Here is a 26,908-nt window from a genome sequence, read left to right on the forward strand (position 1 = left end):
GGCCGACGTGTTGCCTCAGCACCCAAACGTCGATACTACCAAAACTGTGAAAGCCCAAAATAGCATTAATTCTGCGCCATCAGCCAGAAATGCGATCACGGAGCTTTTCAGACGCTTTTGCATACGGTATGACATTTGCCGCAGCGAATATTTCTGGCGCCCTGAGCACCCCATGGGGATAGGGCGGTCGACTGGTTGGAGACCACCATGGCAAAAAAGCAGGAACGGGCCGGCAACACGGTAGCGACCGTGGTCGTCTCGGTCCGAGTCGATGAGGGGGTCCTCGAGGAGCTCGATCGGTTGATGAATTTTCGATTCCGAGCACCGATTGGCCGAGAGACCTACCTTCGTATGGTTCTGTACGGCGACGAACCGCCGGTCAACCCCGCGGTCGAGCGCGACAACTTAATGCGCGTGGATTTTCGTCTGCCCGAACCCTCGGTCGACGAGTTGGCCGACCGAGTGGGCGACGGCAACCGCTCCGAACACATCCGGCGTATCCTGACCGGCCAGGAACTGCCGTTGAGCCCTCCCCCGTCGCACCCCGAAGGATAAGGGAACTAAGCCACCCTTAGTTCTCCTTATTTTCCCTTCACCACTTCCCTTTTTCCCTCTTTTCCTTTTCTTGTGTTATAGTGGCGGCCCCGGTGAACACCGGAGCTAAACCGACCCCCTCTGTGAGTCACGCTTGAGTCGTTTCGGTCGACATTTCGTCCGCATACGCGAGTTGAAGGCCTTCGAGCGCCGCTTTATCAAAGTCGTGGTTGACCACCCCGGTGTGCTCCACCCGCGCCACGAAGCGCTGTTTCGATATGCGCTGGCATTGGCTCAGGCCAACTTGTTTCGCACCCCCGAAGGCCACGACGTCTCGCTGAGCGAGGACGTCGACGGGCTGCGTCGGTGGATGATCGAGTCGATCGTGCCGCTGGTGCCCGAAGACGGTGACGCCGACGTCACCACCCTTCGCGAGATCGCCCCCGTCCTGGCGCTTCGTGTCGAGCGCACTCGTTCGCAACTCCTGGAACGCCACATCAACGACTTCGGCCCCGAGCACCTCGACGAGGAGCTTCGCCAGAAGAAGCTCGTGCTCGTCCTCGGCGGCGGTGGTGGCGCCGGCCTGGTCCATCTGGGCTCGTTCTCGCTGTTCAAAGAATTGGGGGTGACGCCCGAACTCATCGTGGGGAGTTCGATGGGGAGCGTCATGGGGCTGCTTCGCGCGCTCGACCGCAGTTACGATCCGGTCGCCACGGCGCTGTCGCTGCCCAAGACGCTCAGCTACAACGAGATCTTTCGACCCTTCACCGGGTTTTCGCGCTTCGGCTTTCCGGGCGCCTTCCACATGAATCTGCTTCGAGTGGGCCGCCAGATCTTCCAAGAGCTTCTGGGCCAACCGATCTTGCCGTTTTCGGAGTTGCCCATCCGCCTCGAGGTGGTCACCTGCGGGATCCGCCGCGGCTACGAGGTCGATGACTCCGAATACCAGCAAGAGGACGGCCCCGAGCCGGGCAGCCTGTCGCCGCTCGACATCACCCGCAAGCTCAAGCTTTTCTTCAAGGCGGTTCGCCAACTGAGCAAAAACCCGCGCTTCTTGTCGCAGGTCGTCTTCGGACGCGACGACGTCACACGCGAGTTCCCGGTCATCGAGGCCGTCGGCTTCTCGTGCGCGGTCCCCGGACTGTTGCACTTTGATATCTTCCACGACGACCCGGCGACGATCGACCCGCTCGAGGCCCTCTTCGAGCGCCACAACCTGCTGAGGCTTTGCGACGGAGGGGTGATCAACAACGTCCCCTCGCAGGTCGCCTGGGAGTCGGTTCAAGAGGGAAGCATCGGCCGCCGCAATGTGCACATCGCCGCCTTCGACGGCTTCGCGCCGGTGACCCGCGGCCGAAATCTCATCTGGATTCCGATCCAGCAGATCGCCCGACCGGCGGTCTTGGCCAACCGGCCCTACTCCGATTACCACAAGACGTTCAAAAACCCGCCCAACCCGCTGCAGGTCCTCGTCAACAGCTACTCGAAGCTCAAGACGATCATCCAATCGGCCCGCGGCGAGCTCGACGAAGACGCCGAGTACCTCGAGCGCTCCCTCGAGCAACTGCCTCCCTACGGCAGTTGGGAAATCCCTTAATTACCGAAGCGCTCGCTCCAGCAAGATCGCCGGATGGTGGGCAGTGCGGCGCACACCGTCGTGGATCTGGTGGCGGCACGAGGTGCCCGGCGCGCACACGAGCGTCTCTTCGTCGGCGTCTCGAAGCGCCGGGAAGAGCACCAACTCGCCGATGTCCATCGACACCTCGTAGTGCTGCTCTTCGTAGCCGAACGAGCCGGCCATCCCACAACAACCCGTCGGCAGCGCCTCGACCTCGTAACCGGCGGCTTCGAGGGCCTCGACGGTCGGGGAGACGCCGACCAAGGCCTTTTGGTGACAGTGGCCGTGCAGGAGCACCTTCGGGAGCGTTCCGTCGGTCCATTCGGCCGAAAACTCACCGTCGGCCGCCGCCTGAGCGACGAATTCCTCGATGAGCAGCGCGCGGTCAGCCAGCTTCTTGGCAGTCGGCTTGTGCGCGTTATCGCAAAGATCTGGCGACTCGTCGCGGAAGGTCAACAGCGCGCTGGGCTCGAGGCCGACGATCTTTCGGTCCGGATGCTCCTCGAACAACGGCTCGAGGCGCTCCATATTCTCCTGAGTCAGCTTCTTGGCGTGACGCACCAGCCCCTTGGACAAATAAGTGCGCCCGTCGTCGTCGACCGGCAGACGCTCGACGCGCCACCCTCCGCGCTCGAGCACACGCACTGCGGCCATCGCAAGCTCCGGCTCGGTGTACTCGGTGAAGGGGTCGACGTAGAGCCACACCGCCTTGGCGTCAGCATCGGCCGGGTGCTCCTTGCGGTAACGCGCGAACTGCTTGGTGAAGCGCTTGGAGGCGTACTTGGGAAGTTGGCGATTCAGGGAAACCTTGAGCAGCGAGCGCATCAGCCAGCGCGACAAAAAGAAGCTCAAAAAGAAGTTCGCCAGCCACGGCATCACCGAGGCGAGTCGGCTGAGTCGGCCGTAGTGCCCAAAAACGATGGCCGACAGGGGCGTGCCCTTCGCGTCGTGGTACTGCTGGGTGAACTCGGCTTTGAGGCGAGCCATGTCGACGTTGGCCGGACACTCCGATTTGCACCCTTTGCACGACAGGCACAGATCGAGCGCATTGCGAAGCTCTTCGCTCGAGAAGGCGTCTTGCGGGTTCGGGCTGTAGAGCGCCTGGCGAAAGACGTTCGCCCGACCACGCGTGGTGTCCTTCTCGTCGAGGGTCGCCATATAGCTCGGACACATCGTGCCGCCGGCCTCGGCTCGCTTGCGGCATACTCCGGCGCCGTTGCAGTTCTCGACCGCGCGCACCAAGCCCAGCTCTCCGGTCCAATCGAAGACCGTGTCGACCTCCGGGGTCGGATTGCCCGGCACGAAGCGCCAGTCTTTGTCGATCGGCTCGGGGTCGACGATCTTTTTGGGGTTGAAGATATTCTTCGGGTCGAAGGCCTGCTTGACCTCGCCGTGGAGCGCCATGATCTCTTCGCCGTAGAAGCGCTCCAGCAGCGGAGCGCGCAGGCGCCCATCGCCATGCTCCCCGCTCAACGCGCCGCCGTACTTGCTCACCAGGTCGGCCACGTCGCGCGCGATGCCCTTGAAGCGCTCGGCGTCTTCGCGGTCTTTGAGGTTGAGCTCCGGTCGCAGGTGAAGTTCGCCGACCGAAGCGTGAGCGTAGTAGACGCAGCGGGTGCCGTACGAGTCCATGATCTCGGCGAACTCGTCGATATAGTCGGGCAGCACGTCGACGGCCACGGCAGTGTCCTCGACGACCGTCACGGGCTTGGTGTCGCCCTTCATGCCCATCAAAAGCCCGAGTCCCGCCTTGCGCAACGCCCAGACGCGCTTGTCGTCGGGCGGCCAGATGATCGGGAACGAGTAGCCGAGGCCCTTCGAGCGAAAGTCCTCGATAAGCTTGTCGGCCATCTTCTGGAGTTCTTCGTCGGTCTGCGCGTAAAACTCCACGGCCAAAATCGCCTCGGGTTCGCCTTCGACGAAGAACCGATTTCGCTTCTGCTCGATATTATGTTTGGTGAGCTCGAGGATCGGCCGGTCCATCAGCTCGACGGCCGCCGGGCCGTGCTCGACCGCCTCGATCGTGGCTTCGAGCGCGCCGCGCACCGAGTCGAAGTGCACGCACACCAACAGGTTGCGCTTGGGCTTGTCGACCAGGTTGAGCTTCGCCTCCGTCGTAAAGGCGAGCGTGCCCTCGGTGCCGCACAAGAACTTGGGCAACGAAAACGGCGTCTCACCGCGGCCGTACGCGCTCGTGTTGAGCGCGATGTCGAGCGGGAAGCCGGTGTTTCGCCGAATGACCTCCGGCCTCGGATAGCGCTCGTCGATGAGTTCGCCGTTGTCGCGCAGCACCGCGTCGAGCGTGCGCAACGCTTCGCCGAACTGATCTTGGCGGGCGAGTTGCTCCTTCCACGCAGCCTCGTCCCACGGGGCGAGCATCTCGAAGCTCCCGTCGGCCAACACGACCCCCAGCTCGAGCAGGTGATCGCGGGTCTGGCCGAAGTAGATGGAGTGTGAGCCGCACGAGTTGTTGCCGATCATCCCGCCTATCATGCAGCGATTCGACGTGGAGGTATCGGGCCCGAAGAACAGATCGTACTGGGCCAAGTGGCGGTTCAGATCATCGAGAATCACCCCGGGCTGCACCCGAACCCATCGCTCCTCGACGTTGACCTCGAGAATCTGGTTCATGTGACGCCCCAGATCGACCACCAAGCCTTCGCCGACACACTGGCCGGCCAGCGAGGTGCCTGCGGCGCGCGGAATGAGCGGGGTATTGGTGAGCGCTGCAAACTCGACGATCGCCTGTACGTCCTCGGTAGAGCGCGGAAAGACCACTCCCGTGGGTTGTTCTTGGTAGACCGACGCGTCTTGGGCGTACAGCATCCGGTGCAGGCGATCGTAGTGCAGCTCACCATCGAGCCTGGCGGCGAGTTTTCGAGCTTGCTTGGCGTCCATTACGACTTCCGACGGCAGGGACACCGTCGCTCCACTGGGATCTCACAAATGGGATCTCACAAAAAAAGCCCACCCTGGTACAGAACCAGCGTGGGCTTCTCTCTCTTCCGTGCGCGCACGGCCTTACATCGCGACAACCCACAGACGGATGTACGCGAAGATGCCGCTGGCGAGCTTGATCGGGATCTTATAGATGCCCAGTTCACGCACCGGCTCGTCGAGCTGGACCTGCTTGTGGGTCACCTCGATGCCTTGCTGTCCGAGCACATCGACGATGTCACGGGCAGTGACCGAACCGTAAAGCTGGTCGTCTTCGGCCACGCGAGCGGGTACCGAGATCGAGACGCCGTCGATATCTCCGACGATCTCGCGCGCGGCGGCGCGCTCTTTTTCCTTGCGGGCTTCGATGACCGTGAGCTGGTGCTCGATCTGGTCTTTGCGCGCGGCGGTGGCCGGCTCGGCCATGCCTTGCGGGATCAGATAGTTGCGCCCGTAGCCGTCAGCGACGTCGACGATGTCACCCATCTCTCCCAAATTACGTACGTCTTCAAGCAGAATGACTTCCATCGGTTCACTCCTCTTCACCTTTATAGGGAAGGATTTCCGGCTCCTCTTCTTCCGGACGCGCCAGGCGCTCTTCCGGAATCAGATCGTCGTCGACTTTGATGGTCATGAACTTGAGGACGACGTCCAAAAGTTTCAGGTTACGCTCGACCTCGGCGACCGTATCGTTCGGGCCGATGTACCGGTAGTAGTGGTACACGCCACGATCGTAGCGGGTGCCGGTCGTGGAGTCGCGGATCTCGTAGGCGAGGTCGCGCTGGCCCCATTCGTCGAATTTCAGGACATGACCATTGCGGCCCTCGACGACGCCTTCGAGCCGGTCGCGTGCAGCGGACCGTTCGTCATCAGCGGAGTCGGGACGCAGGATATAGATTGTTTCGTACTCAGCTTGTCTTTCAACAGGCATCTCACACCTCTCGGAATAGACTGCCCCGTCACGGGGACGGAGCGAGGTAAATTGGGCGGACGCTTTTAACGCCTCCGCCACGAAATTGCAATAGCCTTTAGCGAAATGCCGTCAATGCCGTCGAAACGGCCCTATAAGGCCCCGATCAGTCGACATTCTCACGGGCCTCCGCCCCGCCCTCTTCGGCCCGGTCGTCACTCACCTCGGCCTTGGCCATCTGGGCAGCGGGCTCGGTAGCCTCGCCCTCGGAGATCTCGGTGGCGGCCGGGATCGCGATGACCGGGGCGAGCACAAGCGCCGTGACGCTCATCAGCTTGAGCAGGATATTCAGCGATGGGCCGGCCGTATCTTTGAAGGGATCGCCGACGGTGTCACCGACGACCGATGCCTTGTGCGCAGGGGAGTTCTTGCCGCCGTGCTTCCCCGACTCGATATACTTTTTGGCGTTGTCCCACGCCCCGCCGGCGTTGGATTGATAGATCGCCATGGCCACGCCGGCCGTCGTCACACCGACGAGCACGCCGCCGAGGACGATCGGGCTCCAGAACCCGGCGGCCACGGCCACCACGATGGCGAGCAGGCCAGGTGCGATCATCTCCTTGAGCGCCGCGCCCGTCGAGATGTCGACACAACGGGTGTAGTCGGCCTTCGCCTTGCCCTCGAGCAGGCCGTCGATTTCGCGGAACTGACGGCGCACCTCCTCGATCATCGCCGAGGCGCTTCGCCCCACGGCCTTCATGGCCAATGCGCTGAAGAGGAACGGCATGATGGCGCCGATGAACACCCCGATCATCACCTGCGGGTTGAGCACGTTGATCCCCGTCTCCGGGTCGATGCCCGCCTGCTGGGTGAACGCGGTGAACAGCGCCAGCGAGGTCAGCGCCGCCGAACCGATGGCAAAACCCTTGCCGATCGCAGCGGTGGTGTTGCCGACGGAGTCGAGCTTGTCGGTGCGATCACGCACTTCGCTGGGAAGCTCGGCCATCTCGGCGATGCCGCCGGCGTTGTCGGCGATGGGGCCGAACGCGTCGACGGCAAGCTGGATGCCTGTGGTGGCCAACATACCGAGCGCGGCGAGCGCGATGCCGTACAGCCCGCTGAAGTAGTAGGCCACTGCGATGGCGATGACGATGAGCACGACCGGAATGCCCGTCGAGATCATGCCCACACCCAAGCCGGCGATGATGTTGGGAGCGGTGCCCATTTCGCTTTCGGCGGCGATCTCTTGGACCGGCTTGTAGTGATCGCTGGTATAGTACTCGGTCACCAGACCGATGAGCGTGCCTGCCGTCAGGCCGCCGACAACCGCCCAGAACGGGCCGAGTTGGCCATATTCAGTGCCGGGGATGCCACCTTCGGGCATGGCCCACTTCACCAAAAAGAAGGTGGCGATCGCGGTCAGGACTGCCGCGCTGATCGTGCCGGTGTGCAGCGCCCTGGACGGATTTCCGTCCTCCTTGGTGCGCACCAAAAAGGTGCACGCGATCGAGATCACAATACCCACAGCGGCAATGACAAGCGGCAAGAAGATCGGCCCATTGGGATTCTCCGCGCCCGAAGCCGCCAAGGTTGCCGCCCAGCCCAGCGCCAGCACCATCGCACCGATGATCGAGCCGACGTACGACTCGAAGAGGTCGGCGCCCATGCCGGCGACGTCGCCGACGTTATCACCGACTGCATCGGCGATGGCGGCCGGGTTGCGCGGGTCGTCCTCGGCCAGCCCGGCTTCAACTTTGCCGACGAGGTCGCCGCCAACGTCGGCTGCCTTGGTGTAGATGCCGCCGCCGACGCGCGCGAACAAGGCGATCGACGAGGCGCCGAGGCTAAAGCCGGTCACCACGTTGAGCAGGCCCTTGTAGCTGAGCTGCTGCTCCGGCGAGGCGATCGCCTCGACCAGGCTGACGTTGAAGTAGTTGCTGAAAAAGATCAGCAACACGCTCAGCCCGAGGAGAGCCAAGCCGACGACGCTCATGCCCATGACCGCGCCACCGGCAAAGGAGATCTTCAGGCCGGGGGCCAGCCCCTTTCGCGCCGCGTTGGTGGTCCGCACGTTGGCGTTGGTGGCGACGCGCATGCCAAAGAAGCCGGCCGCCGCCGAGCAGATCGCGCCCACCACGAACGAGATGGCCACAAGGCCCATATCCACCGCGCCCAGTCCACCGGCGTCGAGCGCGCCGGTGCTCACCGAGTTGTAGTAGATGAAGAAAAGCAGCCCGGCGACCACGATCACAAAGACCGATAACACCCGATATTCTTTCGATAGGAAGGCCATCGCCCCCTCTCGAATATACCCGGCCAATTCGTCCATCCGGGCCGTGCCCACTTCTTGTTTCGAGATCCAACTCGCCTGGACGATGGCATATACTAGCGCCAGCAGGCCCGAGCCGAGGATTGCATAGATAATCCAAGTTTCCACGATAAGCTCCTGGTAACGTTTGAGCTACAACACCTGAAGGCACCCGCCCGCACACCCCAGGGCACCTGACGAAATCCAGCGAAAAAGCCACGACGCCAAAGCTCGCCCGCCCAAGAACGAGACGCCAAAACGCAAGTGGTCCAAGACCACGACACCAAAAGCGCCCGACCTCAGACCACAAACACAAGGCGCCCGACCCCGGACCAAGACACCGCGAGGCGTCCGGCCGACTGCCAGACAACTTCATCACTTACTGCTAGACGTATACTTTTCCTGTAACTTTTCTGCGGAAGGAATGCAACCCTCGACACCGAAGTCGAGGTGACATTTCGGGACGAGTCAGTGCGGAGGGAGCCCGCGATGAAGGGGAAATGGCCGTCGAAAAGGAGGGGTCGACGGGAGTGTATTCAGCTGTTGTAGCGATTCTGGGCCGTGTTGACGCCGTCGGAAATGATGGTCTCGACGGCGTCACAGGCGGTTTCGATGACCTCGGCGACGTCGTCCTGCTCGTCGCGGTCGAACGCGCCCAACACGTGGTTGGTCACGTCACCGTGCTCGGGGCGGCCGACGCCCAGGCGCACGCGAATAAAATCTTTGCTCGACAATCTGTTGACGATGTCTCTGAGGCCGTTGTGACCTCCGTGACCGCCGCCACGCTTGATGCGGATGGAACCCAAAGGCAGGTCGATCTCGTCGTGGACGACGATGATCTGGTCGGGGCTCAGGTCGTAGAAGCTCGCCGCCGCCTGAACCGCCTTTCCGGAGCGGTTCATGTAAGTCTGCGGTTCGAGCAGCACGACCATTTCGCCGCCGACGCGGCCGGTGTCGAACCGGCTGTCGAACTTTTCGGAGCCCAGAGCAATGCGATGGCGCTCGGCCAGACGGTCGAGCGCCATGAACCCGATATTGTGTCGGGTTCGCGCATATTTGGAGCCGGGATTACCCAGCCCCGCGATCAGAAAGCGGCTCATAAGAGGCCCCGTGTCGGGCAATCAGAAGTCGCCTTATTCGGTGGCTTCTTCTTCGCCTTCGCCTTCCTCGGCAGCAGCCTCGGCGCCCTCGGCTTCCTCTTCGGCTTCGGCAGCAGCGCCGACCGGCTCGAGGCCGATGACGTTCTGACGCGGCATGAGGATACGAGCGATGGCGAAGTCGACCTTGTAGGTCGGCTCGACGCCCTCGGGGAAGTCGAGCTCGCTGGCCAGAATCGCGCCACCGGGACCCAGCTCGGTCACGTCGACTTCGATGACCTCGGGGATGGCCGAGGGCACGCAGGCGACTTTAATGTCCGGGTACAGAAGGCGAAGCTTGCCGCCCTCACGCTCACCGAGCGAACGACCGACCGGCTCGATGGGCACGCGCACCTCGATCTCTTGGCCTTCCTCGACGACCATCAGGTCGACGTGCAGGAGGTCGCGTTTGACCGGGTGGACCTGGTAGTCACGCAGGATGACGTTGTCGAAGGAGGTGTCTTCGCCGTCGAGCTGGACGGTGAACACGGTGTTGAGCCCCTTCGGGGTGTCGATGGCGTCCTCGAGATCTTCGAGGTTGATGGCCAGAGCGACCGATTCGGTGTTGCGTCCGTAGCAGACCGCGGGCAGAAGGCCGGCACGGCGCAGTCGACGCGCAGCACCTTTGCCGCTCTCTTCGCGACGCTCTGCCATCAGAGTCGGGTTGTTTGAAGCGTCCATTGGCTTTCTCCGTTTGCTCCTGGCGACGCGTCCCCACCTGGGACGAGCCCGCCAGTCATGCGGTTCAATCTATCGAATAGTCCGTTCGCACCGCTTTAGCGCTTTGGTCGGATCGCGCGTACAACACGCGCTTATCCGGTTGCCCTGATTAGGGGTGCGATGGGATATGTCATGAATTGATGGAAGTAAAGAGAGAACTGACCGACGTTCCGCCATGGATGCGTCGAATTGCCTCTCCAAAGACCTTGGCCACCGAGACAACGCCGATCTTGTCGAGCGCGGCTGCTTGCTCGCCCAGCGGGATGGTGTCGGTCACGATGACACCTTCGAGCTGGGAGTTGGCGATGCGCTCGACGGCCGGCCCGCTCAAGATCGGATGGGTGGCCGCGGCGTAAACCGAGGCGGCCCCATGCTCGATGATGGCGGCGGCAGCTTTGGTCAACGTGCCCGCCGTGTCGATCATGTCGTCGACGATGACGGCGTGCTTGCCCTCGACGTCGCCGATGAGGTGCATCACCTCGGCAACGTTAGGGGCGCTGCGCCGTTTGTCGAGGATCGCCAAGGGACACTTGAGCGTCTTCGAGTAATGCCGCGCGCGCTCGACACCACCGGCGTCCGGCGAGACGATGACCATCTCCTCGGGGCCGTAGCCAAGCTGGCGGATGGCCTGGAGCAGCACCGGGCTCGAGTACAAATGCTCGAAGGGCCTCGTAAAGAAGCCCTGAATCTGCCCGGCGTGCAGGTCCATCGCCACCACACGATCAGCGCCGCCCAGCTCGAGCATATTGGCCACGAGCTTGGCGGTGATCGGGGTGCGCGGGGCCGGCTGACGGTCCTGGCGCGCGTAGCCGAAATAAGGGATGACGGCCGTGATCCGTCGAGCCGAGGCCCGACGCAGCGCGTCCATCATCACCAACATTTCCATCAAATTGTCGTTGACCGGCCACGACAGGCTCTGCACGAGGTAGACGTCGAAGTCACGCACGCTCGTGTTGATCTGTACCTGGATTTCGCCGTCGGAGAACTTGCCGACGAGGGCGTCGTCGACCGGGATGTTGAGATACGAGGCGATCGCCTCGGCCAACTCGGGGTTCGAGTTGCCGGCAAATAACAATAACTCCGAATCCATCTCGCTCTCCCGGCGCCTTATACAGCTGCAGCGAACGGTCAGCCTCGGGGGGCGTAGTTAACCCTGCCCGATAGAAGAAACGCGCAGACCCTTTTTCAAACCATCCGAAGAGGATCTGCGCGGCAATGTTTGGCGGATCTTGCATGACGCAAGATCCGCCCAATTAAACAGTTCGGGTGCTAGGATTCGAACCTAGGATGGCGGGACCAAAACCCGCTGCCTTGCCACTTGGCCACACCCGATTGAGAGCCATTTTGCCGGCTCATTGTGTCGCGTCCGGGGAGCCTCAAAAGAGGCCCTTCTCGACCGCGGGCGGATGAATTAACACGCTATTTTGGGGGTGTCAAGCTGTTCACAAAAAAAGTGAGCGCGACGCCCCAAAAAATTGGGAGCGCCGCGCTCGGTCAGGTCAGACGCTGGCGTTACTGCGTGATGCAGACACCAACCTCAGCACCTTGCAGCTGCGCGCAGCTTTCCCCGTCGGCGCAGCGGTTGTCCGTCGCGGTGGGATCACAGGCGTTCTGGCAGGTGGCTTGGCCGCCCTGCGAGGTCGACACGCAAAGCTGCAGATCGTTGCAGTCGGTCGGGCTCGAGCAGGCGTCACCAGCCGAAGCGCTGGCGTTGAATGCCGCGCAAATGAATCCGCCGCCCTGGGTCTGGTAGCAGTTCTCACCATCACCACAAGTATCTTCCGGCGGGAACTGCTCGCAATCGGAAGGCGTCTCGATGCACACACCATAGTCGAGGTTCTGGTCCTGTGCCGCACAGCTGAAGCCGTCAGGGCAAGCTGCGGCGCCCTGGCTGGGCTGGCAGATCTCGAGGCACTGGCTGGCGCCTTCGACAGTGAAGCAGCCGAAGCCAGCTTCACAGCCAGCCTGCTCACCGCAGGTGTCGCCCTGCACGCCGGTGCCGGCAGGCAGGCACTGCGACTGGAGGGGATCGTTCTGGGAGGCGCGGCCAGCCACACAGGCTTCGCCGTCGGCGCATCCGGTCTGGCAGATCGGGTCGCACGGGCCGATGTCTTGGCCCAGACCTTCGCAGGTACCGCCGGTATCCTCGTCGGTGCCGGTGTCTTCGTCGGTGCCGGTATCCTCGTCGGTGCCGGTATCCTCGTCGGTGCCGGTATCCTCGTCGGTGCCGGTATCCTCGTCGGTGCCGACGTCAGCTCCGTTGTTGGTGTTGTTCGAATTGTTGCCGCCGTTGTCGTCGTCGTCGCCACAAGCCACGGCGAAGACGAACAGCAGGCAGCACAGCACCGCCATCAGACGGCTGCGGCCAGTTGCATTGATCATGGTCGAGAGCTTCATTTCGTCACACTCCATTGTTGGGAAATAGCCAAACAGCTACTAGTTACTCACTCAGATTTATTCGCAAAGACCGTTCACGCAGGTCCAATTGCAGTTGGTCGCGTTGCCGTTGCAGCAGTCCTGAACCTCGTTTCCGGCGGTGCAGGTGCTGCGGCAGAAGCCGCCCGTGCACGTCGAACCGGTACCACAGTCGGCGTTGGAGGTGCAGTTGGGCAGGCAAAGGCCCCAGGCGCGCTCGCCGGCGACCACGTAGTTGTTGCAACCGACAGTGGTCGAGGCGTCGCCCATGCCCATGCAGTCGCCCATGCCGGCGCGGCAGTACGCCACGCAATAGTTGGCCGTGCTGAACTGCAGGCAAAGCACGCCGTTGTCGCACATGGCCCCGGAGGTCGAGCACTGTTGGAAAGGCTGGGTGCCGGTCATGTCGACTTCCGGATCACAGACGCCTTCGCGGGTGGTGTAAAGGTCACACAGTTGACCGGAAGGGCATCCCGAGGTGGTCGTCCAGGGGTCGCACATCGTGCGGCAGACGCCCTGGCCGCTTCCGGCGGGCTCTTGGCGGCAGATCAGGCCGGGGGCGCAGGTGTTGGCGACATTCGGGTCGCACGACTGGCCTTCCAGGGTCGAGCCGCTCGACAGGCAGATGCCAAACGAGTTGTCGAAGTTGAGGCAGCTTCCGCTGGAGCACTCGCTGTCGGTCTGGCACTGCGAGGCGACGCAAGCCGGCGCCGACTGGGTGTCGGAGCCGATGTCCCAGCAGTATTCGCCGACCGCGCACCCGTTGGCCGAGAACGCTTCGCTGCACTTGGGCAGGCACTCGCCGCCGCCGTTGCCGTCGCCGGCGCACCAGAAGCTTCCCTGGTCGACGACATTGGGATCGCAGGACTCGCCTTTCTGCGTGCAGCTACCACCACCGCTGCCGTCGGGCACGCACGTGCCGTTCTGGCAAACCTCGCCGGTGCCACATGCGGGCACGCAGCTCAGCGGGTCGGTGTCTTGGCCCCCGCTCGTATCCTCCGGAACGCCGGTGTCCTCGGGGACGCCGGTATCTTCGCCACCGGAATCTTCACCGCCGCCGGTATCTTCGGTCACACCGGTGTCGGGCGTGTTCGAGTTGTTGTCGTTGTTGCTGTTGCGAATCTCTTCTTCGCACACACCCAACTCGGTATTGCAACGCTCGCCGAAAGCGCATCCGAAATCATCGACACACTCCGGCTCCGCCTCGCTCGACGCGCAGCCCGTCTGGCTGAGTCCGATCACGAGGACAAGCCCCAACACCAACCACCAAAATTTGCTTTCGCGACTCATTGCCTCGTCCTCTCGGATGCTTGAGGGTTTCATCTGTATTCTCAGGGCGCGCATCATCAACAGTTTGACGCAGAGTGTCAAATGCCGGGGCGCACTACTGTTACTTACCTGTTACTGGAACGTAATGCAAAAAGTGCGCCGTTAAGATCCTCACGGCGCCCCACACACACCGATATCGGCGACAAACGGCTCACACACCAAACCCGGCGGACACGTGCTCTGCGCGTATGCCCCTTGGGCGTCGGCCCCTTCGTAGTCACAGAAGCGCAGGCAGTCCTGCCCGCCTTGGTAAATCACGCAGATGGAATCCTCGCCGCACGCCAGCCCAGGATTGTCGCAGGGCTGGTTGGGCGCGACCCAGGTGTCGATGGGCGCGCAGTGGCCCACCTCTGCGCTCCACGGATAATTGGGCAGGCAAGTTTCACCGGAGGCGCAGGTGATCTCGGAGCTGTCGGCATCGAACGGATCACATTGGGGTGTGCATGTCGGCACGAGGCCCGAGGCGCCGAAATACTGAGGGAGCAGCGTCGAGACGAGATCGGTCTGCTCCGAGCGCGGGTAGATGCACTCGGTGCCGGCCACGCAGTCGCGCCCGCCGCATGTCTCGCCGGCGGCGACGGGACCCGACGCCGAGCAAAACGGCTGCTCGTCTTGGACCACAGGCGCTGTTTGGCCGGAGGCGTCTTCGCGAAGCGATGCGGTCGGTTTGCAGCTCTTCAGGCCAGCCGGACAACGGTCGTCGGCGTAATCGGCGCCGGCGTCGCACGACCAGCCGCACTGACCGATATCGTACGAACCGTCGTAGGCCACCGGCTTACAGCTCTGGCCCTCCTCGCAGCCGAGCGCGCTTGTGCCGCTGCCGTCAACCTCACAAAGTGGCGTGCAGCGGCCGAGAAGCCCGTCGTCGCTCGGCTCGACGCCGGTGCCGTAGGGCATGCAGAACAGCCCCTCCTGGCACTGGCCGTTGGGACGTTGAGGGTCACATGAGGTGCCCGAGCCCCCGTCGCCCACCGGCGCACACAGCGTGAGCCACTCGGCACGAGCCGGGTATTGAGTCGGCGTACAACCCATCGCGTCGCCTTCGCACGCGCCGGTGCCGAAATCGGACGCCCCGCCCGAGCAGACCTGTTGGCAGAAGCCATAGGCGCCGTTGTCGAGCGCGGTGCATGAAAACTGCGTGCCGCGCGGAGCCGCGTCGGGCGCGTCGCCCAACTCCAGAACCGTGGGCTGGCTCGCATCATAGAAATCGTCGGGATCGAGCGTGCCGCGCAGCACGGCCGTGCTGTCGGCCGACGCCGTGATAGTCGCGTTGACGAGTGCTGCGCTGGTGTCGGTGCGATCAGCGCCGCTCGCAAAGACGAGCACGCGCAACTCTTCGGCGGGCACGCTCACAAGCGCCCCGCCCTGGCCGAACGCGAGATCTTCGGCGAGCACGATTTGATTGGAGAGCTCGGCGGCGTCGTCGGCCGCGTCTACGACGACTACGTCGACGGCGTCGGTGTCAGACAACAGGTGAACCACCCGAAGCTCGGTTTGCGAGGTTCTGACATCGGCACCGTGCGCCTCGATCACCACCGACTGCGCATCATCTGAGCTCGTCGGCGCCGGCGGCGCGATATAGATCTCTTCGCCGACACCCGAGGCGAGGTCGACGGTCACGTCCACCAACGGTCGGTCGGTGCGCGGAGCGCCGGCAGGCACGGCGGTCAGCCGGTAGCGCCCCGGCTCCATCTCGAGCCAGCTCGCGCTCGACGGCGCGGGGTGTACGCCGCCGAAATCCAAACCTTCGACGAGCACATCGTCCTCGCCGGCGACATACACGTCGACGGGCCCGGCGAGCTCGCTGAGGTGTACCAGGCGAACCGAGGCGAGCGCGGCGGGCGGCTGCGGACAGGTTGCGTCGCGCGCGGCTTGCGCGCTGTCGCTGACGGTGCCGTCTGCGCCGGGAGGCGCCGCGGTCAAGTCGCAGATCGGGTGGCAACGCGCCTCGGTCTGGCCGCCCGGCGTGTCGTACTCGACGCACAGGGTGCCCATTTCGCACTCATTCTCACCGGGGACGCATTGCGAAAAGGCCGGCTTGGTGCCGGTGGGCACGCAGTGTCCCTCGTCGGGGCCGACGGGCTGGCACATTTTGCCCGGCCCGCAGGCGCCCTCTTCGAAGGGCGTACAGGTGTTCGCGCAAAAGCCCACCCCCGTGCCCAGGTTGGTCGCCGCCGACAGCGTGCAGGTGTCCTCCCCATCGCAATCTTCATCGGACTCGCAGGGAGTGCGGCACGTGCCCGACACACAGCCGAGCCCGGCGGCGCAGGTGGCCGTGAATTCCTGCTGCTGCAATGCCGTGTTGATGTCGACGCACGCCTCGCCGAGTTGCCGTTGACCGGCGGGGAAACAGTAGTTCGACTGGTTTTCGAATTCGTAGCACTTGGCGCCGTCGGCGAAATTCGGATGATCGGCGTATTTTTGCGCGCAGGCTTGTTGGCCGCTCAAAAAGCCTGTGCACTCGGAGGGCTGGCACGCCGTGTAGCGGCAGGTCCCCTGGATGCATAACATGTCTTCGCGGCAGTCGGACGCGCTCTGACACGGGGTGTCGAAGTTCGAACTGAGCACGAAGCACGACGAGCCGGCCGGGCATGTAGCGTCCGGACTGCACATCTGCGAGCACATCGCCTCGCGCACGCCTTGGCCGTCCCAGTCGATGCACAAAAAGCCATCACTGCTCTGGGCGCGCGGGTTACACTCCTCGCCGGCCTGGTTGCACTGCAGCTCGATCGAGACGCACTGGCCGTTGGCGCAGTACTCACCCGCCCCGCATCCACCGACACATCCGGCTTCGCAGTTCGGGTCACCGGGCGCGCAGTAGGTCACCGGCTGGCCGCAACCGGCGGCGATCCAGGAGACAACAAAGGCCATCAGCAGTCCGGCGAGCAGCCGAGCAGTGGTGCGAAGTGTATGGTTCATCGACGAGTCTTGGGGCTTGAGGCTCGAGTCTTGGGTTCTGCGTCCGGGCACTGAGCATATCGTAGAATGGCAGGCATCGGGTTTCAAAGCGAACAAAAAACGCCCCGCAGCCATAGAGACTGCGGGGCGTTTGTCGGTGCAGACTTTAGCGCAGAGGCCGAAGCCTCCGCGCTATCGCCTTAGTTTTCCGGCGGGAAGCAGGCGCCGAGCTTGTCCTGCTCGGTGAAGAACGGCTGGCAGGTCAGGTCGCCGGTGCAGGTGCTTCCGTCGGTAACGTCGCAGAACTGCACGCAGCGGGCCACGCCACCGGTAAAGGTGGTGCAAACCGAGCCGTCACCGCACATCATGCCGCTGAGCTCCCAAGGACACGGCTCGTTGGCGCCGATGCTGGTCAGCTCGTCAGCCTCCGGCATGCAGAAGCCGACCTGCGCGCTCGCCTCGAGGGCGTTGATCATGCAGCCCTGGCCTTCGGGGCAGTCGTCCGCGAAAAGCTCACAGGTCTGACGGCAGGTTCCACCGTCGACGTTGCCGAGGCCACCAACCGGACCGTAGAGGGTCTCGAGGATGGTGCCTTCCTGCGGAATCTCCGAGCACTGCAACATGGAGGCGTCGCGTCGGCAGACCGCGCCCGGGGCGCAGTTTTCGACGGTGACGTCACCGCAGTCGGCGCCGAGGGCCAGATCGCCCGAGGCGCTGCAGTAGGCTGTCAGGTTGTTGCCCTGATCGTCGATGTCATACGGCAGGCAGTTCTGCAGACCGTCCGGGCAGCTCGAGTCGGAAGGATCCGACGGGAAGCCGCTCGGGTCACACTCGATGCCGCACTCGCCGAGGTTGCGCTCTTCGCCAGAGATGGCCTGGCAGCTCTCGGTGCTCGGGCAGCCCAACTCGGGGTTGGTCTGCTCGCCAGGCTGGCAGTAGTTGGCGCACACGCCGGTGCCGTCGCCGAAGGCGCGGCAGAACAGGCCGTCGCCACACGCACCGCGGCGGCTCGGGTCGCACGACTCGCCGGCTTGCGCGCCGGTCGAGGCCCAGCAGACGTCGGCGTCGCCGCCGAACGGAGTGCAGGCGTCAGCCGTGTTCGAGCACTGACCCTGGGCGTAACCTTCCGAGCCGTCTTCGCAGCGCTGGAAGCAAATACCCACGTCGTCGCCGCTGTTGTAGCAGAAGCCACCGGTCATGGTGACTGCGGCCTCGGTGTACTCGACAAACGCGGCACTGACTGCGTTGGCGCCCCAGGCGTAGGCGGTGACGGTGGTGTCGGCGGCGACGGTGACATCGAGGGTCACCAGCGGGCTGGCGGTGTCGACCGCAGCACCGGCCTGGAAGACCACGGCGTCGTAGTCTCCGGCGGGAATGCTGGTGAACGCCGTGACGTCGCCGAAGGCCAGGTCATCGGCCACCGGGGTGTCGCCCGTGGTGACCGTGGCGCCATCAGCGACCACATAGACGTCGACGTTGCCGACTGCGGTGGCCGTGTGGGCGATGCGCACTTTGGCTTCGCCAGTGGCCGGATCGGCCACGTCGCGCGGCACGTCGACAGCAATGATCTCCACGGCGGAGTCGTTGTTGACGATCGCGTAGGTGTCCTGCTCGTTGACCTTGGTGCGCGTCTGGAGGCTGGCCACGGGGTTGCTGTTGTCGGCAGCGTCAAAGGCGACCACGTCGATGGTCACGTCGCCGAGCGGAAGCTCGACGAAGTCACGGGTGATGACCGTGGTGGCACCGGCCGAGGTGGCGCGGTTGTCGATCACGAGGGCGTCGTTGACGTAGATGTCGACGTCGCCGGCGCCCTGAGCGAGGTGGATGAAGCGGCCAAAGGCGCTGGCATCACCGCCGGGGCAAGTCGCGTCGAGCTGCTCTTGCGAGGCGTCCTGATTCGAGGTGTCGCAAAGCGGCAGGCAGCGTCCTTCGCCAGCCTGACCGACAGGCGCTTCGCTGAGCGTGACACACTGGGTGCCCTCGGCGCACGGGCTCGGACGGTCGATCTGGCAGGTGCCGCCGTCACCGCAGGTGGCGCCGTTGGGGCAATCGGAGGAGTCGTTGCAGCGGATGTATCCGTCACAGGAGCCGTATGCCTCGGTCGGCTCTTCGACCGCGTCGGCGCACAGGCCGTCGTCGGCCGAAATGGTGTTGCAGATCTGACCTTCGCCACACTGGCCGCTGCTGAACGGGTCGCAGCCTTCGCCGCAAATGCCCAAATCGTCGAAGCCCTCGAAGAAGAGGCCTTCGCCGATGCAGCGCTGCTCGCCCGAGCAGTCGGTGTCCTCGTCACACAGGGGCACGCAGGTGCTGTCGAGGCCGCAGAGGAGGCCGGCGCCGCAGTCCTCGCTGACGCCCTCGCCGCACGCTTCGCCTTCGGCCAAGGTGCCGCCTTCCTGACAGATATAGGCGCCGCCCTGAGCAGGGTAGCAGCCAAAGTCGTTGCTATCGGCCGTCTCGAAGGAGTCGCAGCTCGCCAGATCTTGGGGACCCTGACACTGCGAGGGGAAGCAGAAGTTCGGCAAGCTGAGCTGGTTGACACAGAACTGACCGCTGGGGCAGGTGCTGCGCTGGTCGGCGACGCAGACGTTGTCGCCGGTTCGGCCCGGTTCACAGGCGGCGTAGCACTTGGGACCGGTGCCCACATCGACACACTCCCAAGCTTCGTCGGTCTCGACCGACGGGTCGCAATCGAGCTCTCCACCGACAGTCGCGTCCGCACACTGCAGCGGCGCAGGCGCCTCACAGGCACCGTCGACACAGATGTCGTCGCCGCTGCACTGGGTGTCGTCGTTGCAACCACAGGTGTTGTCGGCCAGGCAAATCAGATCGTCGGAGCATTGGTCGTCGGTGCGACAACCTTCGATGCACTCGTTGTTGACGCAAATCTCGTCGCCCGCGCAGTCCTCGGCCTCGGTGGCCTCGGTGCATGCGAAAGCTTCACCGGTGCACTGGCCGTTGATGCAGCTCTGGCCCGGCTGGCAGTCGTCGGCCGTGGTGCACTCGGCCGGCTCGTTATTGGCGTCATTATTTTCAGCGGGATCATCACCGCAGGCTGCGGCTGTCAGGCTCATACACAAGAGCCCGTACATTAGAAAGCGTATCAAACGATTCGACATTCACTCCTCCGATCGGAATAGTCTTCGTCACTTCAATGACATTGGAAATTCACGGCAGTCCAACGGGGGACATTAGAAAAAGGCCCTGCGCATGTCAATTACACTGGCGTGAGGGCTATTTTGCTGGCTTGCCGATATGCGCGTAGCCCCGCAGAAGCTCTCGACCGGCCTCGTAGTCGGTCAGTTTGGCGACCTGCTGGACCAGCGCGTGCTCGATTTCGAGCCCCTTGCCACCAAATAGCTCCTCGCGCTCGGCGTAAGCGGCATCGAGTTGCGAGAGCACAAACTCGAGCCGGGCGACGTAGTAGCCCGAGGGGCGAAACGAAAACGCTTCGCCGTCCAGAAGCTCGACCGAGGTGCGCTCGGGGCGCTCGGGGGTGCTGTAGGCCCGGTGGTTGGCGAGGAGCACGCGCCAATACGTGCCCAAAAATTCGGCGAACAGTGGCGCGAGTGCGCCGACCTCGCGCGAAGGCGCCTCGTGCGCGCTGACGCTTGGATGCGGCAGCTTCATTCGCTCCATGCACTCCAAATACTCGCCCACGTTGGGGTACATGCGCATCTTGTCGCGGCCGGTGGGGTCGCTCGCATACTGCGAAAGGGGCCCGAAAAAGGCGAAGTCGGCCATCGTCGGGTAGGCCTCGAAAAGGTATTGCGGAGGCGTTTCGAGCAGCGACTCCAACGCCTGCAGCAGACGATCTCGCGAGCGCTCCAAGGCAGCGCGGTTGACCTCGGCCGCCCCGCCCTTTTTTATGAGCGACTGAATACCGCTGGCGGCAATCCGGCCGACCGCGCTCGACACCAGCGGCAGCCCGCCGGTCAACTCCTTGCCGACGCCCTCTTCCATCGCTTCGACGTCTCGCTCGTGGGTCCACCGCGACGCCAGCATCCACAGCGCGATCCATTCGTCGGCGAAGTCTTCGAGCAGCCAACAGATCGGCGCCAAGGCCGGGTCGCCGGGAAGCAGCGGCCGGTCGGTGCGCTCCTGGACGAAGCGCGCAATTCGACTCGAGTCGTTGATCGCCCACTCGCCGCGGCGCAACACCGGGATCATCGTCTTGCCCGTGAGCCGCTTGATGGTGGCGAATCGCGACACGATGTTCTGGATTTTTACTTCGCACGGCAGCCCGGCGTAGCCGATCATGGCGCAACTCTTGGCACCGTAGGGGCTCATCGTGTTCAAATAGAGTCGGTACATGGAGAAGAGCTCCTCTGGAGCAACATCAAGTCGTCGATGGTCAGGCCGTAGAGTTCGGCGGCGATGCGGTCGAACGCGCCGCGAATGGCTTCGCGCTCGGCCTCGTCGGACTGGTACGCGCTGGACTGGTATTGGCGCCACAAGACTTCGAGCTGGACCTCGAACTGACGCGATATCTCGGGCCAAGGAAGCGTCTCGGCCGTGACGCCCTCGCAGTCGAGCAAGGTCGAGACGACGCGCGAGGTCGACAGCGCCTCGATGACCGCCGCGCTTGTTAACTCGCGCTCGCGGGCATCTGCGAGGGTTGTCACCGCAGCCCTTCTCGCGCTAGCGAGTATCTGGTCTTTGCTGTCCATAGAACTTCCTTAGATCATCACGCCCTGCTCGTCTATAATCCCCCGGCGCGATTCTTCTCGCCCGCCTGCGGCGCGGCTGCTTGCTGCCCGCGGAGCACGCGCCGGTGCAGCCCCGTGGCCTCGGCCCGGGATCAGATGCATCAACCAACAACGCCGCGCGGGACGACCCCAACGCTGTAGCCAATCTATGCCCGACCAGAGCCAAGACGCCCCCATCACCCCACAGATCACCACCGCCGCCGCCAACCTGCCCGAATTCGGCGCAGGCTTCGAGCGCGTAGGCTCTGTGCGAGTGCCCGAACTTCGCAATGTCCCAGTCACCGCACGCGTCCAGGCGGTCATCGACCACCCCGCCTTCCAGCGGCTGCGCCGCGTTCGCCAACTCGGCCCGACCCACCTGGTCTACCCGGGCGCCGTGCACACCCGATTCGAGCACAGCCTCGGGGTCTACAGCTGCGTGCGCATGTACGTGAGCGCCCTGCTTCAAAACGAAACCTTCGCCCAGTCGGCCACCGAAGAGGACCTGATGTCGGTGCTCGCCGCCGGACTGCTGCACGACATCGGCCATTACCCGTTCGCCCACAGCCTCGAGGCATTGCACCTCAAGGGGCGCGACACGCCGCGCCACGAGGACGTCGGCGGGCGGATCATTCGCGGCGAAATCGAGTCGCTCCGGGGCGACCGGCCGATCGGTGAGATTCTTCGCACCGATTGGCGCGTCGACCCCGAGCGGGTCATCCGGCTGTGCACCGGCCGTCTGGGTGACGATCCCTCGCCCATCGACCGCATCTTGCGCTCGGTCGTCTCCGGCTCGATCGACGCCGACAAGATGGACTATCTCGAGCGCGACAGCCACCATATGGGCGTGCCGTACGGGCGAAACTACGACCGCGGCCGGCTGCTGGCGAGCCTGACCCTCAATCACGACGACGACGGCGTCGCCATCGTCTCGAAGGGCAAAGTGCCTGCCGAGATGTTCATCTTTAGCCGCTACACCATGTTCAGCGAGGCCTATTGGCACCACACGGTGCGCTCGGCCAGCGCGATGGTCGAAAGCGCCCTGGCCGCCTTTCACAGCCGGGGGATCTACGACGCCGACGAGTTCTTGAGCGTGCTGCTGCGCTACGACGACGACCGCCTGCTCGAGTGGCTGCGCGACCAGACCCCGCAGGGCAGCGCCACCCGCTATCTGACCGAAGGGATGACGGGAAATCGCCGCCGACTCTACAAGCGAGTGGCCACCTTTAGCCGCGTCTACTCCGAAGAGCACAAGCAGAAGGCCTACGAGGCCATCTACAATATGGACGCGCCGGCGCTCTACTCGCTGATCGACCGACTCCGCGCCCGATTTTCGTCGCTGGTGGGCCGCTCGCTGCACCCGGCGGACATCATCATCGACACCCCGCCGCGCGACAAAGACAAGCTCGAGACGATCGAGGTTGTATATCCCGGGGCGAGCGGGCAACAATACTACCAACTCCACGAGCTTTCGCGCGTCGTCGCGGGCATCCAAGACGACTTCATCATGGTCGTCAAAAAAATCCGCGTCTTCGTCGAGCCCCAGCTCGCCGCCGAGCTCGCCGCGCACGAAGGTGTCGGGGAGATGTTGTTAGAAGAGATCTTGCGAAAGTGACCGCTGTGCCACGAATTGTTCGAATTTCGCGCCTGCTTGCAGGCATCGCCCTCCTCGCAGCAGTCGGCTCCGGCTGCTCGACGGTCCAACAAACCCTGTGCGAAACGCCGGCCCCCCAGGCCAACGGCAAGGCGCAGCCCGACGGGCTCGACGCGCCCGTCGCCGACTGCGACTGCTCGAAAGAGCAGAAGACGGCTGAGGCGCAAGCTCCCGAGAAACAAGAGACCGCAGAGCCGCACGTGATCGCCAAACAGGCGTTCAGCTTCACGTCCAAGGGCGACGAGCTCGCCGGCGTGATCGACCGACCCGAGACGATCACCGAGCCGCTTCCGGCCGTGGTGGTGCTCCACGACTCGGGGCCCATGAACCGGCGCGGGCTCTTCAAAGGCGCGCTGGGCCTCGAGCTTCCCGTCGAGGTGCCGGTTTATCAAGAGATCGCCGAAAACCTCGCCCAAAACGGCTACGTGGTCATGCGCTTCGACAAGCGAACGTGCGTCGACGGTGGCCCGCCGTGGTGCAAATACCCGCGCGACTACATCGAAGACCATCGCGAGAAGCTCGCCAGCACCTTGATGGCCGACGCCAAGGCCGCCGTCACCGCGTTGCGCAAGCGCAAGGACGTCGATCCGACGCGTGTCTATATCTTGGGTCACGGCCAAGGAGCCGAGTTGGCACTTGCCGTAGCCGGCGACGTCGAGCCCCGGGGACTGGTGTTGCTGGCTCCGAGTCCGTATCCGGTCGACGAGGTGGTCCTGCACCAGACCCAAGCCTCGCGTGACCACCTGGCCAAGCGGCGAAAGGCCGAGGGTAACACGACGATGGGCACGCTCTTGCAACAGCAACTCGACGCCCTCGAGACGACCCACGAAAAGCAGAAGAAGGCGTTCGAAAAGCTGCGCGCCGATGAGGAGATGGACGGCGACGTGTTGGGCGCACCGGAGACGACGTGGGCGGGGCTATTCGAGCTGCACGACCGCGCCATGGCGAGCGTGAAGAACTCGCAAGTGCCTGTGCTCGCACTCTTCGGCGAGCACGATCTCGACATCCCGAGCGACAGCGCCGAGAAATTTCAGACCCAGCTTGGGCGCTCGCGTAAGAGCGAGGTGATGCTGCTGCCCGACGTCACCCGCGTGATGGTCGGGCTCGGCGAGGAGCAGGGCGACACCACGCAGGTCTCGGAGGACGTCCACCAAGCGATCCTTCACTTCTTCGGCGAGCTCGACAAGGCGCCCACCGAGCCGGAGAGCTGAAAAGCCCACACTAAAAGCCCACACAAAAAAAGCGCCACGAGCGATGTCGCGGCGCTTTAGCATTGCTCTGCGTGAGCCGATGCCATCAAGGCTCTTCCATCTGATACTGGTTGCGTGTGCGGTACCATGCCGCCAACGCCGCCAAGAGTAACGCGGCAGGAATGCCGATGAACAAGCCGAGAATTAAGTCCTCCATAAGTCCCTCCTATCCCCCAACAGGAAGCCATACTTCACGATGTAAGTATGCTGCTACAGAACGCTCGTACGAACTCACGAACAAAGTTAAGCGCCTGCAGATCTAGTTCAAGACCCTGGACTTTCTCGTTTTTTGCTTGAGCGCCGAAGCGACTCAGGTGGGCTGAGTCGGTTGATTGGTCGTTGGCTGGTTGCGGGGCGTCTGATTTTGACCCGGTCGAGTCTCGCCTTCTTCACGCGGCGGCACATTCGAGCGGCTGACGCGCTCGATGTCTTCGCGGCGGCGATACAGGTAATAGACGAACGCGGCCGCCAGAAGCACGATCGGCGTGGCGATATAAAACGCAATGAACAGCTCGTCTCCCATGGTCGTCTCCTGGCCTAAAGAACGTGCCGAGTGACAGATCCGTTCTGTAGGCCCAAGCTAACCACCCTCGGGGGACTCTCAAACTGCCTGGCCAGTCACCAAGATGGCCAGAATCTCGCGCAGCGCCTGCGGGTCGGGATGGTCGAGTTGAGCGGCGAGTCGCTCGACGGCAGCTGCACGCGCTCGCCCGTCCAGCGGGCGCGTCTGGAGGGCGGCGAGGACTTCGCGGCCGACGCGGGCCTCCATGGAGGTGTCCGCATCGCTCGACTCTCGGGGCGTGGCGCTGGCGGCTCGGGGAGCCGCGCGCGAGGCCTGTGGCTCGGGGCTCGGCGTCTTGGTCGGAGCACTCGAGGCTTTGGACCATTGAGACGGGGGCTTCGTCTGCTGGTCTCGAGCCTCTGTTGCGAGAGCAGCCGTGAGGCTCGCGATCGGATCGTCGCCCGTCGATTCGTAAGGATCGAGGTCGGGCAGCACGCGCGCCTCGTCGATCGCTGCAAGCAGGCCAGCGAGCGGCTCTTCGTTGGTCGGCGCGGTCGAAGTGGAAGCGGCAGAAGTGGTCATTGAAATACTTTGGCGGCTTGTTGATTTTGTGAGGCGCTGCGACTCGTTCTCGGGGCGAATCTTACACCCTCTGAGCGCGGTGTCGAGTCGGGGGAATGGCCCGATGGAGCGCTGTGTTGTTCGAATTGAAAAAAAGTGGTTGACACACCCTCTTTTTCGTCCTAAATACTTCAGCCCTCGCAGCGCTGCGGCGTTCGCGATTGCCACGCGGAAGTGGCGGAATTGGTAGACGCGCTGGCTTCAGGTGCCAGTGGCCGCAAGGCCGTGGAGGTTCGAGTCCTCTCTTCCGCATAGCGAATCAAAAGTTCGAAAGCCTTAGTCAGAGCCCCGACGCGTGAGAACGCATCGGGGCTTTGCTCGTTCTTGCCCTGGGCTCGGCTGTGCACAACTTGTTCGCATGCACAAATGGCTGAATTGATCTCTCCATCCAACCCAGGGACTCACTCATGGCAGACGAGCGAAAGAGCATTCTGGTCATCGGCGCCACCGGCAGTCAGGGCGGCGCGGTGGTGCGCCATCTGTTGGCGCGCGACGACGAGTTTCAAGTCCACGGACTCACCCGCGACAACGCCAGCGAGCGCGCCGAGAAGCTTAGCGAGCGCGGCGTGGTGATGCTCGAGGGCGATCTCGACGACCCCGACTCGCTTCGCCGGGTGATGGAGGGGATGCACGGGGTCTTCTGCGTGACCAACTTCTGGCAGACCGGCTACGACCGGCAGGTCCAGCAAGGCAAAAACGCCGCCGACGTCGCCAGTGAACTCGGCGTGGAGCACTTCGTGTTCAGCGGCGTTGGCGACCACGACCAGTCGACCGGCATCCCCCACTTCGACTCGTGCTGGGAGATCGACCAGCATATCCAGCAGCTCGACCTTGCGACGACGGTGCTCAAACCGGTCTTCTTCTTCCAGAACTTCGAGGGGATGAGCGACGACATCACCGACGGCACCCTGGCATTGGGGCTAAAACAGGGCGTGAAATTGCAGATGATCGACGTCGACGACATCGGCAAGGCCGCCACCGTCGCTTTTCTGAACCCGGACGAGTTCATCGGCACGCGCCACAACTTGGCCGGCGACTCCAAAACTGTCGAGCAAGCCGCTCACGTCTTCTCGAACGTCCTCGACATCGAGGTCGAGCCGGTTCACGTGCCCATGGACGCGTTGCGCGAACAGATGGGCGAGGAGTTCGCGGTGATGTTCGAGTGGTTCAACGAGCACGGCTACACCACCGACCTGCAAGAGTGCGAGGAGACCTTCGGCTTCGAATTCACCAACCTGCGCGACTACCTTCACAAGCACGGCTGGCACGTCGTCAACACCGGCGGACAAGGCCTTCGCCCGTAGATCGGTCGTTGGTGATCGGTTCTTGGTGAGCGCTCCCTTCATACCCATCGCGCTCGCCAAGAACCAAACCCCAAGAACCAAAAC

At 63.6% G+C, this 26,908-nt stretch carries 20 protein-coding genes and 2 tRNA genes; 6 read left to right on the forward strand and 16 right to left on the reverse strand.

The features are described 5' to 3' along the window. The first annotated feature begins 207 nt into the window (after positions 1-207). On the forward strand, positions 208-555 hold the full coding sequence (locus FIV42_RS04835) for a hypothetical protein (protein ID WP_141196580.1): 348 nt from the start codon (positions 208-210) through the stop codon (positions 553-555). 133 nt (positions 556-688) lie between these two features. Next, positions 689-2,131 (forward strand): patatin-like phospholipase family protein, encoded by a 1,443-nt coding sequence (locus tag FIV42_RS04840; RefSeq protein WP_141196581.1) that lies wholly within the window; start codon positions 689-691, stop codon positions 2,129-2,131. Here the strand turns inward: FIV42_RS04840 and FIV42_RS04845 are convergent, their stop codons facing one another. The 14 genes from FIV42_RS04845 to FIV42_RS04910 all read right to left on the reverse strand — a co-directional run bounded on the left by FIV42_RS04845 (position 2,132) and on the right by FIV42_RS04910 (position 21,430). Next, positions 2,132-5,050 carry an FAD-binding and (Fe-S)-binding domain-containing protein gene (locus tag FIV42_RS04845; protein WP_222615378.1) on the reverse strand — a complete coding sequence of 973 codons (2,919 nt, stop codon included), beginning with the start codon at positions 5,048-5,050 and terminating at the stop codon, positions 2,132-2,134. It abuts the gene before it with no gap. A gap of 123 nt (positions 5,051-5,173) precedes the next feature. Continuing rightward, positions 5,174-5,617: a 50S ribosomal protein L9 gene (gene rplI / locus FIV42_RS04850; protein ID WP_141196582.1), complete on the reverse strand. Its 444-nt coding sequence runs from the start codon at positions 5,615-5,617 to the stop codon at positions 5,174-5,176. A gap of 4 nt (positions 5,618-5,621) precedes the next feature. Further along, positions 5,622-6,020: a 30S ribosomal protein S6 gene (gene rpsF, locus FIV42_RS04855; protein ID WP_141196583.1), complete on the reverse strand. Its 399-nt coding sequence runs from the start codon at positions 6,018-6,020 to the stop codon at positions 5,622-5,624. Between the two features lie 145 nt (positions 6,021-6,165). After that, positions 6,166-8,436, reverse strand: coding sequence for a sodium-translocating pyrophosphatase (locus tag FIV42_RS04860; RefSeq protein WP_141196584.1), 2,271 nt, complete (start codon positions 8,434-8,436; stop codon positions 6,166-6,168). 407 nt (positions 8,437-8,843) lie between these two features. Further along, the gene (gene pth, locus FIV42_RS04865) at positions 8,844-9,407 is read right to left on the reverse strand and encodes an aminoacyl-tRNA hydrolase (RefSeq protein WP_141196585.1); all 564 of its coding nucleotides are present in this window, start codon (positions 9,405-9,407) and stop codon (positions 8,844-8,846) included. A gap of 33 nt (positions 9,408-9,440) precedes the next feature. Then, the gene (locus FIV42_RS04870) at positions 9,441-10,124 is read right to left on the reverse strand and encodes a 50S ribosomal protein L25 (protein WP_141196586.1); all 684 of its coding nucleotides are present in this window, start codon (positions 10,122-10,124) and stop codon (positions 9,441-9,443) included. Between the two features lie 169 nt (positions 10,125-10,293). Beyond that, entirely contained in the window at positions 10,294-11,253 is a 960-nt protein-coding gene (locus FIV42_RS04875) for a ribose-phosphate pyrophosphokinase (RefSeq protein WP_141196587.1), read from the reverse strand. Positions 11,254-11,424: 171 nt separating this feature from the next. Then, positions 11,425-11,495: transfer RNA gene (locus tag FIV42_RS04880), tRNA-Gln, on the reverse strand. 180 nt (positions 11,496-11,675) lie between these two features. Then, a complete protein-coding gene (locus FIV42_RS04885; RefSeq protein WP_141196588.1) occupies positions 11,676-12,560 on the reverse strand; it encodes a hypothetical protein in 885 nt (294 codons plus the stop codon). 57 nt (positions 12,561-12,617) lie between these two features. Further along, a complete protein-coding gene (locus FIV42_RS04890) occupies positions 12,618-13,868 on the reverse strand; it encodes a hypothetical protein (RefSeq protein ID WP_141196589.1) in 1,251 nt (416 codons plus the stop codon). Between the two features lie 150 nt (positions 13,869-14,018). Next, complete coding sequence (locus tag FIV42_RS04895; RefSeq protein WP_168210417.1) at positions 14,019-16,826, reverse strand: DUF4397 domain-containing protein; 2,808 nt, start codon at positions 16,824-16,826, stop codon at positions 14,019-14,021. Positions 16,827-17,005: 179 nt separating this feature from the next. Beyond that, on the reverse strand, positions 17,006-19,924 hold the full coding sequence (locus FIV42_RS04900) for a DUF4397 domain-containing protein (protein WP_141196591.1): 2,919 nt from the start codon (positions 19,922-19,924) through the stop codon (positions 17,006-17,008). A 115-nt stretch (positions 19,925-20,039) separates the two neighbouring features. Continuing rightward, the gene (locus FIV42_RS04905; protein ID WP_141196592.1) at positions 20,040-21,119 is read right to left on the reverse strand and encodes a glutathione S-transferase family protein; all 1,080 of its coding nucleotides are present in this window, start codon (positions 21,117-21,119) and stop codon (positions 20,040-20,042) included. Next, entirely contained in the window at positions 21,101-21,430 is a 330-nt protein-coding gene (locus FIV42_RS04910; RefSeq protein ID WP_141196593.1) for a hypothetical protein, read from the reverse strand. Before FIV42_RS04910 ends, FIV42_RS04905 begins: the two co-directional genes overlap by 19 nt. A 232-nt stretch (positions 21,431-21,662) precedes the next feature. Here FIV42_RS04910 and FIV42_RS04915 point away from each other — a divergent pair, with 232 nt between their 5' ends. Beyond that, positions 21,663-23,108, forward strand: coding sequence for an HD domain-containing protein (locus FIV42_RS04915; protein WP_141196594.1), 1,446 nt, complete (start codon positions 21,663-21,665; stop codon positions 23,106-23,108). 5 nt (positions 23,109-23,113) lie between these two features. Continuing rightward, on the forward strand, positions 23,114-24,358 hold the full coding sequence (locus tag FIV42_RS04920) for an alpha/beta hydrolase family protein (RefSeq protein ID WP_141196595.1): 1,245 nt from the start codon (positions 23,114-23,116) through the stop codon (positions 24,356-24,358). A gap of 349 nt (positions 24,359-24,707) precedes the next feature. Here FIV42_RS04920 and FIV42_RS04925 read toward each other — a convergent pair whose 3' ends face one another. Continuing rightward, entirely contained in the window at positions 24,708-24,920 is a 213-nt protein-coding gene (locus FIV42_RS04925; protein ID WP_141196596.1) for a hypothetical protein, read from the reverse strand. Positions 24,921-24,998: 78 nt separating this feature from the next. Continuing rightward, a complete protein-coding gene (locus FIV42_RS04930) occupies positions 24,999-25,481 on the reverse strand; it encodes a hypothetical protein (protein WP_141196597.1) in 483 nt (160 codons plus the stop codon). A gap of 207 nt (positions 25,482-25,688) precedes the next feature. Here FIV42_RS04930 and FIV42_RS04935 point away from each other — a divergent pair. Further along, positions 25,689-25,772 (forward strand) — tRNA-Leu (locus FIV42_RS04935). 155 nt (positions 25,773-25,927) lie between these two features. Next, positions 25,928-26,824, forward strand: coding sequence for an NmrA/HSCARG family protein (locus tag FIV42_RS04940; RefSeq protein WP_141196598.1), 897 nt, complete (start codon positions 25,928-25,930; stop codon positions 26,822-26,824). Positions 26,825-26,908: the final 84 nt, after the last annotated feature.

The sequence above is a fragment of the Persicimonas caeni genome (genome assembly GCF_006517175.1).
GTDB classification, from domain to species: Bacteria; Myxococcota_A; Bradymonadia; order Bradymonadales; family Bradymonadaceae; genus Persicimonas; species Persicimonas caeni.